Raw genomic sequence first — 14529 nt, 5'->3', positions numbered from 1 at the left:
TGTGAGCTATTAAAAATAATAATGAGAATAAATTGAGGTATATGATCCTTGTTGATCAATTATTTTCCCAACGCTTGTTCCAAGTCAGCGATTAAATCTTCCGCATCCTCTACCCCAACGGACAATCGCAATAAATTATCTACCACACCCACTTTTTCACGAGCTTCCTTGGGAATAGATCCGTGGGTCATGGTGGCAGGATGGTTGATCAGTGACTCTACACCACCTAGCGATTCGGCCAAGGTAAACACCTTGAATTGCGAAGCGATTCGGAATGTTTCCTGCAGATCAGCACCTTTCAATACAATGGAAACCATTCCTCCGAAGTCCTTCATCTGTTTTTTGGCCACCTCATGACCTGGATGGTCTGTAAATCCTGGCCAGTAAATCTTTTCGATCTTAGGATGATTTTTAAGGTATTCAGCGACTGCCCTTCCATTTTCACAATGTGCTCTCATCCGAAGATGTAAGGTTTTTATACCACGTAACACCAAGAATGCGTCCTGAGGACCTGGAGTTCCACCACAGGCATTATAATAAAACCATAATTGTTTATATAGCTCTTCATCATTGACGATCAATGCGCCCATGACCACATCGGAGTGACCTCCCAGATATTTGGTCACGGAATGCATAACGATGTCAGCTCCCAGATCCAATGGATTCTGTAAGTAAGGCGATGCAAAGGTATTATCTACTGCATATAAGGCATTGCTTGCTTTTGCGATTTCAGCAATAGCGGCAATATCTGCCAATTTTAAGGTCGGATTGGTCGGTGTTTCTACCCAGATCAACTTGGTCTTATCGCTCACCGCTGCCCTTACCGCCTCTGGATCGGAGGTATTCACAAATTTAAATACGATTCCCAATGGCTCGTAAACCTTGGTAAAAATACGGTAAGAACCACCATATAGATCATCACCGGTTACCACTTCATCGCCCGGTTTCAATAAACGCAATACACAATCGGTAGCCGCCATCCCACTGGAAAAGGCTAAACCGTGTTTTCCGTTTTCTAAAGCCGCAAGGCAATCTTCCAATGCTTTACGGGTAGGGTTGGTACCTCTGGAGTACTCAAATCCTTTATGGTCGCCTGGCGATTTTTGTTGGTAAGTTGATGTTTGGTATATCGGAGTCATTACCGCCCCTGTTGTAGGGTCTGATTCTTGACCAGCATGAATTGCTTTGGTTGCAAACTTATAATTCATATCTGTAAATTTTAATCTGACTAAGTTATTAAAAATACAATGGAGAAGGATATTTAAATCCATAATTCAACTCCTGTGCGATTTTATTGCCTGAAACGATCTTCTGAAATCTGTTTTCCGGTTGGAAACCGAGAGGCTTTTTATAACCGTATTTTTCTGCCGAGGCAAGGATTACTTCTTTTTTCAAAGGATGTTCAGGTGTTACCAGGTTATATATGGTTTCTTTTAAACCCTTGTGCAGTGCCTGATCCAGTACCCCACAAACATCTTCCAAATGGATAAAATTGGCAGGTTGATCTCCAGTCTGGACGATTCTGTCCTCAAAATATTTTGCAAAAATGCGTTGTTTGCCAAATAGACCACCCAAGCGGAAGACATGGGTATTAGGTAATTTCAACATTGCTTCTTCTGCCATAAGTAATTTGGGGTTCAATTGTGTTGTCTGATGATTGGATTCATCAAAAAAACCATCCATATCGGGATAGATGCCTACCGAACTCAGAAAAATATGTTGCTCGAATTCAAGTCTACTTAATAAAGAATAAACATTTGAAAATCGGATTTGGAGCTCTTCAACTGTATTTCTATTGGTTGCTGGAATGGATGTCAATATGAGATCAAAAGGACCGAAGTTTTTCAAGCTTTCCGCAAGAATATTTTCTGGGTTGGATTCTATTGTATTGGACGCCTTATTTATTGCTCCATCAAAATTATGGACATAGGCAAAAATACCATCGTTTTTAAGGCGATGGTATTTTTCTTCAGTAGTCGTGGTCGCCCAGACTTGATTCATATTTTTAAGCTGTAGATGGGCAAACTCTTCGGCCAACCATCCACAGCCCAATATCAAAATTCTTTTCATTAATAAGCCTTTGCGAAAAGCACTCTTTTATTAGAAGGTTTACCAGTGAAAATACAAACACCTTCTTCGTCTTTTGCATCCAATGGAATACAACGGATAGTTGCTTTGGTTTCCTCTTTCACACGTTTCTCCGTTTCTACGGTTCCATCCCAATGACAGGAAATAAAGCCACCCTTTTCTTCCAAAACCTGTTTGAACTCATCATATGAATTAACTTCAGTAATATGGGTATCTCTGAAGTTCAATGCTTTTTGGTAAATATTATCTTGGATTTCATCTAGCAACCCAATGATTCGTTCTGCCAAACCATTTTGTTCTACTGTTTCTTTCGTCTGGGTATCGCGACGGGCAAGTTCTACAGTTCCATTCTGCATATCACGTGCACCAACAGCTACGCGCAATGGAACACCTTTCAATTCCCATTCTGCGAATTTGAATCCTGGACGTTGGGTATCGCGGTCGTCGTATTTTACGGAGATACCTTGCGCTTTAAGGGAACTGTTCAACTGATCCACGAAGGCATCAATATTCGCCTTTTCCTCCTCCGTTTTAAATATAGGTACAATGACCACCTGGATAGGTGCCAATTTTGGAGGCAATACCAATCCTTGGTCGTCGGAATGCGCCATGATCAATGCGCCCATCAAACGTGTGGAAACACCCCAAGAAGTTGCCCATACGTAGTCCAACTTGCCTTCTTTGGATGTGAATTTCACATCAAAAGCTTTTGCAAAGTTTTGTCCAAGGAAATGGGAAGTTCCTGCCTGTAATGCTTTTCCATCCTGCATCAATGCTTCGATACAAAGGGTATCAAGCGCTCCTGCAAAACGCTCATTCTCGGTTTTACGACCGCGAACCACCGGAACAGCTAAGGTTCCTTCTGCGAATTCTGCATATACTTCCAACATTTGTTCTGCTTCGGCGATCGCTTCTTCCTGGGTAGCATGTGCGGTATGTCCCTCCTGCCATAGGAATTCGGCAGTTCTCAGGAATAAACGCGTACGCATTTCCCAACGAACCACATTGGCCCATTGGTTGACCAGAATAGGAAGGTCACGGTAGGATTCGATCCAGCCTCTGTAGGTATTCCAGATAATGGTTTCAGAAGTTGGACGAACGATAAGCTCTTCTTCCAGTTTAGCCTCTTCATCAACAACTATCTTACCATTGCCATCATTTTTTAGACGGTAATGGGTTACCACAGCACATTCGGTAGCAAAACCTTCTACGTGGGAAGCTTCTTTGGAAAAGAATGATTTGGGGATAAATAAGGGGAAATAGGCGTTTGAGTGGCCTGTTTCTTTGAAACGCTTATCCAGGATCGCTTGCATGCGCTCCCAAATCGCATATCCGTATGGCTTGATGACCATACATCCCCTTACTGCAGAATACTCTGCAAGATCTGCCTTAATGACTAGATCGTTGTACCATTGTGAATAATCCTCACTACGGCTTGTAATTCCTTTACTCATTCTTTAATTGAAAATTATATTATCAAAATATGCGTTAAATTGCTGTTGAGCAGCATTTTTTACAAAAATAAAAATATTTAGTATTTTTGAGTGTTTGATTAAACCCCGCAATTAATTTTGCGTCTAAGATAATAAATAAGTACTGTATTATCGAAATTTAACTGTTTTAGCATCATGAAAAACAAGAAGATATTAATGGGATGGTTAGCTTTAGCATTCGTTGCTTTCTTAAGCTCCTGTTCGACAAGCCAACGGACAGTGTATCGCGACGATGTTTATAATAACCGGGATACACGTGGTGTATACCAGAGCCCAGACTACTATTATACCGATGAAGTAGGTGGTGAGACCATCGCTGAATCGGAATATTATGCGGATGAATATTCTGACGAAGCATACGCTGATGGCGAATTCGAAGAATTGGAATATGCAAACCGCATCAACAGATTCTATTATAACACGCCAGGAATGGGATATTATGATCCTTTCTTTGACCCATGGTATGGCTATGGCCTTGGTTTCGGATGGAACTCCGGTTTCGGATGGAGCATTGGCATGGGCTGGGGATGGGGATATCCTTGGCATGGATACGGCTGGGGATGGAACAGGCCCTACTATGGTTATGGATGGGACTATCCGTATAATGGCGGATGGGCTAATCCTTGGTATGGATACGGCTCTTACTATGGAGGCGGATACTGGGGATATAACTCCTACTACAGCCAGTGGGGAAATCCTTACTACAACGTAAGAAACAATGGCAACCGAAATTATCGTACGCCATCTGACCGTAGCCAACGTATCTATAGCAATGCTGGTGGTAGTCGTTCTTCCGTAATTGCAAGGGACCGTTCAGGAAGAATCCAGACTGGTCGTGCGGCTACAGATAGAAGCTCCCGCGTAGGATCTACATCAAGATCTGGTGAAAGAGGTACCGTGAGCAGAAGCAACGATAGAATCAACAACAATAGAGGTACAACTTCCCGTTCAGAAGGTATCAGAGGTACAACTTCTACCAACCGTTCTCAAGGAACCACTTCCCGTACACAAGGGACAACACGTTCTCAAGGAACTACTACCAGAGGTACTTCATCTAGATCGGAAGGGATCAATAGATCAAACCCTACTACTAGACCACAAGGAAATGTAGGCAGAACACAGCCATCATCATCCAGAGGTACGGTAGATAGAACACCAACCAGTAGATCTCAAGGCGTTCGTCAAACACCGAGCACCTCTAATAGGTCTCAACCTACTTCCAGAAGTTCAGAGCCATCTCGTTCATCAGGTAGTTTTGACAGAGGAAGCAGCATGGGAAGCGGTTCTTCAGGCTCAAGCATGAGCAGCGGCCGAAGTGGTGGCGGTTCTTCTTCATCCTCTTCAGGTAGCGGAAGAAGCGGCGGAGGCAGCAGACGTTAATCAAACTTAACATATATACATATAGCCAATATAGATTTATATTGGCTATATATTTATCCTATTAACCCAAATTTTCTTTTTATCAAAACGATATTGTATATCTATGAAAAAATATATACTTCCAGTCGCTTTTCTAACTTTATTATCTGTTCAGTCGGCATTTGGCCAATCCATTTTTGATGATGCAAAAATTCTATCATTGGATGAATCCAATGGTACAGCACGTTTCAAGGCATTAGGCGGTGTGAATACCTCCTTAGGAGGTGACATCAGTTCCGTATCTGGCAACCCTGCCGGATTAGGTTTTTTTGGACAGTCGGATGCGTCGATATCCTTCAACATGTTGAACAATAACAACAAGACCAGTTTTTATGGTCAGAACCAAAATAAGAATTTCGCCAAATTTGGGGTTGATAATGTCGGTATTGTTTTGGCATTTCCAACTGCTTATAATCAAGATGTGGGTTGGCAGAACTTTAACATTGGAATAAGTGTTAACAGGCAGAACAACTACAATGATAAAGTGGTTTATAGTGGCATTAACTCGGAAAACACTTTAGTACAATCCCTTACGGATGCAATGTTTGGATCGCCCTCATTTACCAATGATTTTAAAAGATCTTACTTGGTAGAAGCCTTCGGAGATAATCCAAAAGAGTATTTTCCGATTGCTTTGGAAGGAGATCCGAAGGGGCAACAGGTTAATATCCTATCTGGCGGCCACAAATACATAAACAACTTTTCTATTGGAGCAAATTACAGCCATAATTTTTATATCGGTGCTGGTGTTGGGTTATTGGCGTATCAGAACTCCTATAGCAGGGACGTGTATGAACGAGGATGGACAAAGACTACAGAAGAGATTAGTCCAGACAACCCAGATTCTCCGTTCTTAAGGCCAGGATCGGTTCAGAATTCCTATACGGATATTAATTATGCGCTAACCGATCGTTATTCTAGCGAATCTACTGGATATGGTGCAAATTTTAATATCGGGATGATCTTAAAGCCATCGTGGGATTGGAACTTTGGATTGACCTTTACCTCTCCTACTTGGACCACGATTAAATTTGATGATTATTTGGATACCCAAGCGGAATATTATCAAGATGATAAAACAACGAATCAGATCCGTCCGAAATATATTTCTGAAGTAGGTGGAGAAAGTCGGGATTATTCTATTATTTCTCCATGGAAAACAGCTATTGGACTAACTAAATTCTTTGGAAGAGGCTTGATATCTGCGGATTTGGAGTTTGTGGGATATGATAATGTGAAGTATGTAAATGAGGCTTACAATTCGAATTCTGCGGATGAGCATGCTATCAATATGGATCTGAAGAATATTTTCAAAAGTAATTTTAATTTCCGTGCTGGTGCAGAGTATGTATTTACGGATAGGTTTACAGGTAGGGCAGGATTTAATTATTTGGGCTCGCCTTATGAGGATACAAGCAAAGGCAGTTATATTGGATCGTTGGGATTGGGATATATTTTCCCTAACGCGATGTATATTGATTTAACGGCCATGCAGTATGAAAGTTCGACCTATTATGATGTGACGTATACATTGGATGATATCTGGAAATCTCCTGCTCCGGAAGCAGAGATTAAGAATAGTAGGACTAATGTGGTAATGACATTAGGGGTGAAGTTTTAGATTTGTTGTTTTTTTGCTGCTGGGGCATTGTGAGGAGGCTAACATCGTCATTGCGAGGAAGCTAACATCGTCATTGCGAGGAGGCACGACGAAGCAATCTTTCGATTAGCATAAGCTCTAAACCTTTCTTTTTTTGTCATCCTGAGCGTAGTCGAAGGATCTGTACGATAGTAAACGAACAGATGCTTCGACTACGCTCAGGATGACAAGTTCAAAGATTGCTTCGTTCCTCGCAATGACGGGGGTGGGTCGCGAAGACCGGGGGTCTCAATGACCAGCTTATCCTTTTCTCTCCGAAGTCCTTCTCACAAAAAGATTATAATTCTCGTGCTTCTCCACATAGATCTCATCTCCAGCATCAATAAAACCATCAAGTGCCACGGCATCATACCACACATTATCAATCTCAATCTTTCCAGCAGGTCGCAAAACGGTCTTTGCTACTCCAACCTTATCGATCATATTCGTCTTGGTTACCGAAGAGGTATATCCACTTTCAGCTCGTTGTTCATCTTCCAACACCAATTTCTTAAAGGTAGAAGATTCCAATAAATTCTTGCCAAAAATAACCATCAGTACAATAGCCAAAACCATCGCACCAACCACAATAATAAATGAATTCATTAATAATCCAGGTTGAGTAAGTTTAAAATCTAAATAATCATTGGCTACCATCGAGAAAGCCAAACCACATAACATCAAAATAATCCCTGCAATCCCTGCCACACCAAATCCTGGAATCACAAAGATTTCCAAAGCTATCAAAATCACACCAAGGATAAAAATGGCTATTTCCCAATGATCTGCCAATCCTTGTAGGTATAAAGGCGCGAAAAACAAGGCTCCACAAACAATAGCCACCAAAAGGGCAAATCCGATTCCTGGGGTCTGCATTTCAAAATAAATACCTGCGATGATTCCGATGATCAATATTCCACTAACCAGAGGATTGATCAGAAAGGCGATCAGATGATCTACCCAGGTCAAGGTATGATGTTGTACTGCCGGTTTAATGATACCCAGATCGGAAAATATATCTACATCGCTTTTCGCCTCTTTCTTTGCCAATCCAATCTTAACAGCTTCCGCCGTTGTCAAGGTCAGCAGTTTTCCGTCTTCTTTTAATTCCGGAATGGAAATGGAAGGATCCACAAAAGCTTCAGCAACCTTTGGGTCACGGCCTTTCGCTTCTGCCGTTGCGCGCATCAAACCACGCATATACGATTGATATTTTTCAGGCAGGACCTCACCACTTTGGTTGACTACCGAAGCAGCACCGATACTTCCACCGGGACTCATATAAATATAATCTGCTGCTAATGAAATCAATGCGCCCGCTGAGGCTGCATTATGATGAACAAACACAATAGATTTGAACTTATTTTCGTTCAATAAATTAGAGCGCATAGAATCTGCGAAGTTTAAGGCTCCACCAAATGTATTTAATTCTAAAAAAAGATAATCAACATCTGATTTTTTAGCTTCCCTAATGGCGTTTTTTAATGTCCGCCAGGAGTTAGGACCGATATCTTCTTTGATCTGAACGGAATACACACTTTGTGCGGAGCTTGAAAAGACATTCAAGATACATAGTACGAGAATTCCTAAAATGTATTTTGTAAATTTGTTCATAAACGTAGTCTTTTTTACCGAAATCAAATTCGACTCGGATGACTAAATATACGATAAATAAAGTTTTCGAGAAAGCCCTGCCATCGAATATCTGGAAAATCGAGCTTGACTCTATCCAGCCTATTATCTCTGTGGAAACACGTAATATGGATACGTCAGAAGCTTCTTTCCATGCATTTGATCTATCAGGCAACTGTTTGATGTCGCCCTGTCAGGCGGACGGTAAGGAATGGACCCTAGATTCTGTGCAGGATGGACAATTGATTTTAAAAAGAATTGGCGAGCATACCCCCATCCAAGAAGGAATCAAGATCATCAATATCGAAAGAAATGAGGTGGTATTTACTTCTTATGAATTTATTTTGTTGGATGTATATTGTGGCTTTGTGCATGCCAGACATCGTTCCATCTCCTCCGGTGAAACCATCGCCATTAATATCCACAGCGGGAAATACAGTCCTGCTTTAGAGCATAAGTTTGAAATCTGTCTCAATAAAATCCAATATCCCATCACCTATTCCCCTATTCCTCAATTCCTAAAAAATGAGGATAGCACTGGCCCATTATGGCTCAGTAAATGCGGACAGATTTATCTTTGGTGTTACCACCAAAAAACAGCATCAGGCTTTGACCTGATTTTAGCGATTAGCGATTTAAACCGTTTGCTGGATAAACAAGTCATATTAAACAATATGAACAAAATGATTCCTCAACCCTACTTTCAATTAGAAAGACAGGTCTTCTTTATGACCTTTAATAAGCGAGAAATTGTCTCTTATTTAGTATAATTGCAAAAATGATGAATAAAAGAATGATTAAAAAGTCTTTCCAAAAGACACTTACTATATTTACTACTTGTATTTTAATGGGAACTGTAGCGGTTTCCTATGCCCAAACTTCAGAGAAAAGCCAGAAAACTACGATTATTAACGGTCGTACTTTTATCGTGCATCAAATTTCCTCCAAAGACACGTATTATCAATTGAGCAGAACCTATGGTATTCCTGTTCAGGATATCATGAATGCCAATAACAAGAAAAACTTGCGGGTTGGAGATACGGTAAATATTCCATCGACAAATGCTCTCATTGCTCCTACTACTGATAATAATAAGCCGCAGGAAGTGGTTGGCCTAGGTCAGCCTGAAAATACCGCAACGGCTAAAATCCTTACGGCCTATAAGGTTGGTGATAATGAAACCCTTTATTCCATTGCACGGAGATTTGCCACCACGGTAGATAACATCAAAAGGTTGAATGGTCTTTCTTCGGACACCTTACAACCGGGTCAAACCCTGAAAATTCCCGATGGCGCTGTTACAGATCCGAAACCAACGGTAGAATCTACTACGGCAAGATTACCTGTTCCCGAGCAATCCAAGGAAGAGATCGCTTTTGAAGCCAATAGGTATGGAATTATGGAGAAAAAAGAAAAGGGTATTGCCGTATGGATGGAAAACTTGGAATCTGGCGGCAAAAACAACCTTGCCTTGCATCGTTCTGCACCGGTTGGCACCATCCTAAAAATTACCAACCCATTGACAAAAAGTATTACCTTTGCCAAGGTTGTAGGAAAATTCTCCGATACCGCAGAAAGTCAAGATGCCATAGTCATCCTTTCCAAGTCAGCTGCTTCCAATATTGGGGCCTTTGACAAACGCTTTCTGATCGAGATCACCTATGGTGCCCCCATAAATTAGTTTACAAGAACGAATGAGCGAAATAGACAAACCCTATGTCATAGGAATAGCAGGGAGTAGTGGTTCTGGAAAAACATTTTTCCTAAAAAGTTTTCTGGATCATTTTTCTGAGGATGAGATCACTTTAATTTCTCAGGACGATTATTATATCCCTGCCAATACAAAAACAAAAGAAGAAAACAGATTATATAATTTCGATCTTCCAACTTCTATCGATAGAGCAACTTTTTATAAACATATCAGTGATCTATTTGAAGGCAGGACAGTTTTTAAGGAAGAATATACTTTCAATAATCCCGACCTGAAGCCAAAGATGTTGGAAATCAAACCTGCCCATATCCTCGTGGTAGAAGGTTTATTTATCTTTCATTACGAAGAGATCAATCAATTATTGGATTATCGAATTTTCCTGGATGCTGATGAACCCATTGCTCTTCGCAGAAGACTTAAGCGGGATTTGGTAGAGCGTGGTTATGATGAGGAAGATGTGATGTACAAATGGATCAACCATGTTGTACCATCCTATAATGAATACCTGCTTCCCCATAAGGAGGAATGTGACCTGGTAATCAGGAACAATGTGGATGACCCGCTGGTTATCCAAACCTTCACCAATGATATTGCAAAAGAATTACGTAAAAGAATTGGTTAGTTATTTTTAATCAATCTAAATTACCTATATTTGCAACATGTTCGAGTCGATGATCAGGTTGCAAATATTGGATAATATGCCTTTTGAGGATAAAAAAGGGCTTTCTCCATTCTCAGATAATGGGGATGTGGTATTCAAAAAATGTTGCAAAAAGTATAAAAAAGGAAAACGCTGTAAAAAGTGTCCAGGCCGGGTTGATTAATTGCGCGTTCATATCTACATAGCCTCCTTTCATTCAGAATTAAGCTATTCTTCTATAAAATTTAAATCCCTATCAAAGCTTTCCTTTAATTTACTTAAGGCAAAAATGGCTGTTCCGGTCAATAGCACAAGCATGATAATGGCTGCCCATAATATCCCTACATAACTTACCAATAGCCCATACACTATCGTAGAAGGAATTAATGCACCTCTCACAAAATTTGGTACTGTAGTTGTAACGGTAGCACGGATATTGGTCCCAAACTGCTCTGCAGCAATGGTGATGAAGGTTGCCCAATATCCAACTCCCAAGCCCATCAAAAAAGCCAACCACAGGAATTCAGTTTCTGTGATGCCTTTTCTGGTGAGGTATATACAGGAAAATAAGAGGATCAACAATTGATACACCAAGACCACTTTCTTCCTGGATTTGAAGATTTGAGCCAAAACACCAGCCAGAAAATCACCTAATGATATCCCTATATAAGTAAACATCACTCCCTTTCCGGCACTCAGCACCGTTTCAGCCTGTAAGGCTTGGCCGATTTCTGGCGCTTGGGTAACCAATACACCTACCACAAACCAAATGGGCAGACCGATACAAAGGCAGTACAAATACCGCCAGAATCTTTCTTTATTTTCAAAGAGCATCATGATTCTGCCCTTTTGAACCCCTGTTTTTTCCATGGAAGCAAACATGCCGGATTCGAAAACACCTACTCTAAGCAGAAGAAGCAGGAGCCCCATTCCTCCACCAACAAAATAGGCTGTCCGCCAACTGAACCATTCCGATATAAAATAAGCCAGAATAGCCCCCAGAACCCCCACACCTGCTACAATCATTGTTCCGTAACCTCGGTTTTTGCGATCCATGGTTTCACTTACCAGCGTTATCCCAGCCCCCAGCTCCCCAGCCAAGCCAATGCCAGCAATAAATCGGATTATGGCATAACTTGTTACATCCTGTACAAATCCGTTTGCAATATTTGCCATGGAATACAAAAGGATTGAACCGAAGAGGACCTTCAATCGACCATATTTATCGCCAAGTATCCCCCATATAATTCCTCCGATCAATAGACCTCCCATCTGCATATTGAGCACAAACTCGCCTTCAGTTCGCATATTGGCTATGGGTACCCCAATATCTGTAAAGGATTTTATTCGAACGATGGAAAAAATAATCAGGTCATAGATATCCACAAAATAGCCTAAAGCTGCTACGAACACCAGTATCCAGATGTTCTTTGAAGTTTGATGGTTAGTCATTTTTCAGAAATATGACGTTAATTTAATACAGTTCCTTTTTTATTACAACAGTTACCGATAGAATATTGGAAATTAGCCGTATTTTTACCGGCATGAGAGTTTCTCCAAACACTTTGAAATGGGGCTTGCGCTTATATCCACCATTCTTTTTTCAACGGATTTGGGTCATCAGCATTCTAGATAGTTTCCTGGGGGCTGATGTCAGGATTAATAAGTCCTTATTGAACATGAATTCCAATCGGACTATTTTTGGAGGAACCATCTTTTCGGCCATTGACCCTTTCTATCCCATCCTCTTGGATCAATATTTCAAACATCAGGGAATCCTCAGGACGGTAGCCTGGTTGAAGACGGCACATATTGATTACATCAAACCCGGCAGAATGGATCTCTTGGTATCCTTTCGTCTGAAAGAGGAAGTACTAAAAGAAGCCTTGCATACCATCAAACATGAGGGTAAGGTGGTGAAAACTTTCCAGACCCAGGTATTCGATAAAAAAGGGACCTTGTGCGCCGTAGCCCACAATGAAATCTATATCCGGGATCTCGATTTTGATTTTGAGACCTACAATAAATTAAGCACTTCGGAAGAGGTGGAAAACAAACAATCAAAACTTTATTAAAATGAAAAAACTGTTAGTACTTAGTGTCGCCATCCCAGCTTTATTGAGCTCTTGTGGGAATAATCAAGCTGCAAAAGAAACGGAAGACCAAAAGATCTCGCAGCAAGCCATAGAGATCCATGATGAGATCATGCCTCAAATTTCAACCTTTGATAAGAACACGGTGATCATCGATTCGATCTTGACGAATCTGGACAAGATCAAAGCGGCCAATACCGCATTGGATACCACGAACAGCCGCAGCGAATTGGTGAAACTAAAAAGTGATCTGGAAGCAGCAACGGATAATATGATGACTTGGATGAAGGATTATGATCCAGTGAATGAAGACCAGGCTTATCAACAAAAAATGTTGGATAGAGTAGTTGAAATGAAAAAGCAATTTGAGGATGCTGCTGCCTTATCAAAAACAACTTTGGCACCATTTAATAGATAATCATGAAAAAAATAGTTGGATTAGCCTCCTTCACTTTGTTTGCTGGGCTCTTATTCCAATCTTGCGATAATACTGAAAGAAAGTTGCCTATTTTAGGTGAAGCTACAGTAGAGAAAAAAATGGTTGATGGCAAGGAAGTCATTGACTCCATCTACCCGACCATTCCGGATTTTAAGTTTTTGAATCAGGATAGCGCTTATATCACGCAGGATTTTTTCAAGGATAAGATCTATGTGGCCAACTTCTTTTTTACCCACTGTCCAAGCATCTGCCCTACCATGCAACGAAACCTGCTGAAGGCTTATGAAAAATATAAGAACAACCCAAAAATTGCTTTCTTGTCCCATAGTATTGATTTTAAATACGATCAACCCCATGTATTAAAGGATTATGCGAACAAATTAGGGATTGATAATGATCAATGGCAATTCGTAATGGGATCCAAGGCAGATATTTATGGTATTTCGGAGAAATATCTGGTGTATACCAAGGAAGATGCCAGTGTACCTGGAGGCTATGACCATTCGGGATATTTGGTGATCATTGATCCTGAACGCAGACTTCGTGGAGCATATGATGGGACAAATGATGAACAGGTAACCAAGTTATTGGAAGATCTGGACGTGATCCTAAATGAATACAGGTAGATAATATGATCTATAAATACCTCACAGGTATATTGACCTTGATTTTAGCGCTTAATTTATTGTTCTCCTGTAATAATAAATTGAGTGTTCAGACCATGCAATATGCTACGATTGGGCAGAAACTATATGTTCAACATTGCCAAAACTGCCATGGCGCCAAAGGCGAGGGATTGGGTAAGTTATATCCACCGCTAACCGATCAGAAGTTTTTAGAAGAAAATAGGGATAAACTGGCGTGTATTGTAAAGAACGGGATGGCTGGGGAGATCGTGGTCAATGGGGAAAAATTTAACCAGGCCATGCCGGGGGTTCCTAGTTTAACGAATATTGATGTGGCATATGTGCTGACTTATATCACGACGTATTTTGGAAATAGCACAACGCATTTTACGCAGGAAGAAGTTATTCAGATGCTGAAGGATTGTAGGTAAGCTTAAGGCGGAAGGTAATCTTTCCGTCCTTTAGATTTGTATAATAATAGAAAGGGTTAATTGTTTAAGTTAGCCTTTTAGAAAGATTACCTAAAACGGTAGCGGCAAATTCTCTTTCCGTGAAGGTTTTTATACCTAGGCAATGATCAAATCCGCTACCGTTTTTTCCCTTAGTGACCAGATAACAATTAGGGCAATACCCATTATTAAGGACTAGGATCGATGGGGTAAAAACTAGGTAATCTGTACAAAACTATAAAAAACAGATCACATGGCAAACAATCCCCACTCTTTCATTGGCATCGACGTTTCAAAGGA

14 protein-coding genes are annotated in these 14529 nt (G+C 40.7%); 9 read left to right on the top strand and 5 right to left on the bottom strand.

Annotation, left to right across the window (positions count from 1 at the left end; all coding sequences use genetic code 11):
- Window positions 1-59 precede the first annotated feature (59 nt).
- The 3 genes from CRJ00_RS09160 to proS are packed head-to-tail and all read right to left on the bottom strand — an operon-like array spanning window position 60 to window position 3542.
- Window positions 60-1208, bottom strand: a complete 1149-nt coding sequence (locus CRJ00_RS09160; RefSeq protein ID WP_099366578.1) for a cystathionine gamma-synthase — start codon at window positions 1206-1208, stop codon at window positions 60-62.
- Between the two features lie 28 nt (window positions 1209-1236).
- A complete protein-coding gene (locus CRJ00_RS09155; RefSeq protein WP_099366577.1) occupies window positions 1237-2070 on the bottom strand; it encodes a GDP-L-fucose synthase in 834 nt (277 codons plus the stop codon).
- Complete coding sequence (gene proS / locus CRJ00_RS09150) at window positions 2070-3542, bottom strand: proline--tRNA ligase (RefSeq protein ID WP_099366576.1); 1473 nt, start codon at window positions 3540-3542, stop codon at window positions 2070-2072. Before proS ends, CRJ00_RS09155 begins: the two co-directional genes overlap by 1 nt.
- A gap of 174 nt (window positions 3543-3716) precedes the next feature.
- On the opposite strand from proS, the gene CRJ00_RS09145 reads away from it, so the two are divergent.
- On the top strand, window positions 3717-4961 hold the full coding sequence (locus CRJ00_RS09145; protein WP_099366575.1) for a DUF5320 domain-containing protein: 1245 nt from the start codon (window positions 3717-3719) through the stop codon (window positions 4959-4961).
- A gap of 103 nt (window positions 4962-5064) precedes the next feature.
- On the top strand, window positions 5065-6621 hold the full coding sequence (locus CRJ00_RS09140; RefSeq protein WP_099366574.1) for an OmpP1/FadL family transporter: 1557 nt from the start codon (window positions 5065-5067) through the stop codon (window positions 6619-6621).
- A gap of 279 nt (window positions 6622-6900) precedes the next feature.
- On the opposite strand, the gene CRJ00_RS09135 is transcribed toward CRJ00_RS09140, so the two are convergent.
- Window positions 6901-8253: an NfeD family protein gene (locus CRJ00_RS09135; protein WP_099366573.1), complete on the bottom strand. Its 1353-nt coding sequence runs from the start codon at window positions 8251-8253 to the stop codon at window positions 6901-6903.
- Between the two features lie 38 nt (window positions 8254-8291).
- Between CRJ00_RS09135 and CRJ00_RS09130 the strand changes: the two genes are divergently transcribed.
- Genes CRJ00_RS09130 through CRJ00_RS09120 form a run of 3 tightly spaced genes read left to right on the top strand, consistent with a single transcriptional unit; the run spans window position 8292 to window position 10604 of the window.
- Window positions 8292-9041 carry a DUF4905 domain-containing protein gene (locus CRJ00_RS09130; RefSeq protein ID WP_099366572.1) on the top strand — a complete coding sequence of 250 codons (750 nt, stop codon included), beginning with the start codon at window positions 8292-8294 and terminating at the stop codon, window positions 9039-9041.
- A gap of 23 nt (window positions 9042-9064) precedes the next feature.
- Complete coding sequence (locus CRJ00_RS09125; protein WP_180268465.1) at window positions 9065-9952, top strand: LysM peptidoglycan-binding domain-containing protein; 888 nt, start codon at window positions 9065-9067, stop codon at window positions 9950-9952.
- Between the two features lie 13 nt (window positions 9953-9965).
- Window positions 9966-10604 carry a uridine kinase family protein gene (locus tag CRJ00_RS09120; RefSeq protein ID WP_099366570.1) on the top strand — a complete coding sequence of 213 codons (639 nt, stop codon included), beginning with the start codon at window positions 9966-9968 and terminating at the stop codon, window positions 10602-10604.
- Window positions 10605-10850: 246 nt separating this feature from the next.
- Here CRJ00_RS09120 and CRJ00_RS09115 read toward each other — a convergent pair whose 3' ends face one another.
- Window positions 10851-12074, bottom strand: coding sequence for an MFS transporter (locus CRJ00_RS09115; protein WP_099366569.1), 1224 nt, complete (start codon window positions 12072-12074; stop codon window positions 10851-10853).
- Between the two features lie 92 nt (window positions 12075-12166).
- Here CRJ00_RS09115 and CRJ00_RS09110 point away from each other — a divergent pair, with 92 nt between their 5' ends.
- From CRJ00_RS09110 to CRJ00_RS09095, 4 genes are read left to right on the top strand one after another with little or no spacing between them, the layout of a single operon-like run.
- Entirely contained in the window at window positions 12167-12697 is a 531-nt protein-coding gene (locus tag CRJ00_RS09110) for a DUF4442 domain-containing protein (protein ID WP_099366568.1), read from the top strand.
- Between the two features lies 1 nt (window position 12698).
- Entirely contained in the window at window positions 12699-13133 is a 435-nt protein-coding gene (locus tag CRJ00_RS09105; protein WP_099366567.1) for a transposase, read from the top strand.
- A gap of 2 nt (window positions 13134-13135) precedes the next feature.
- Complete coding sequence (locus CRJ00_RS09100; protein ID WP_099366566.1) at window positions 13136-13780, top strand: SCO family protein; 645 nt, start codon at window positions 13136-13138, stop codon at window positions 13778-13780.
- A gap of 5 nt (window positions 13781-13785) precedes the next feature.
- Entirely contained in the window at window positions 13786-14211 is a 426-nt protein-coding gene (locus CRJ00_RS09095) for a c-type cytochrome (protein ID WP_099366565.1), read from the top strand.
- Window positions 14212-14529: the final 318 nt, after the last annotated feature.

Origin of the sequence: Sphingobacterium sp. 1.A.4 (assembly GCF_002734245.1) — a bacterium.
GTDB classification, from domain to species: domain Bacteria; phylum Bacteroidota; class Bacteroidia; order Sphingobacteriales; family Sphingobacteriaceae; genus Sphingobacterium; species Sphingobacterium tenebrionis.
Note: the sequence above shows the minus strand (reverse complement) of the source record. Positions and strands in the feature narration are given on the sequence as shown.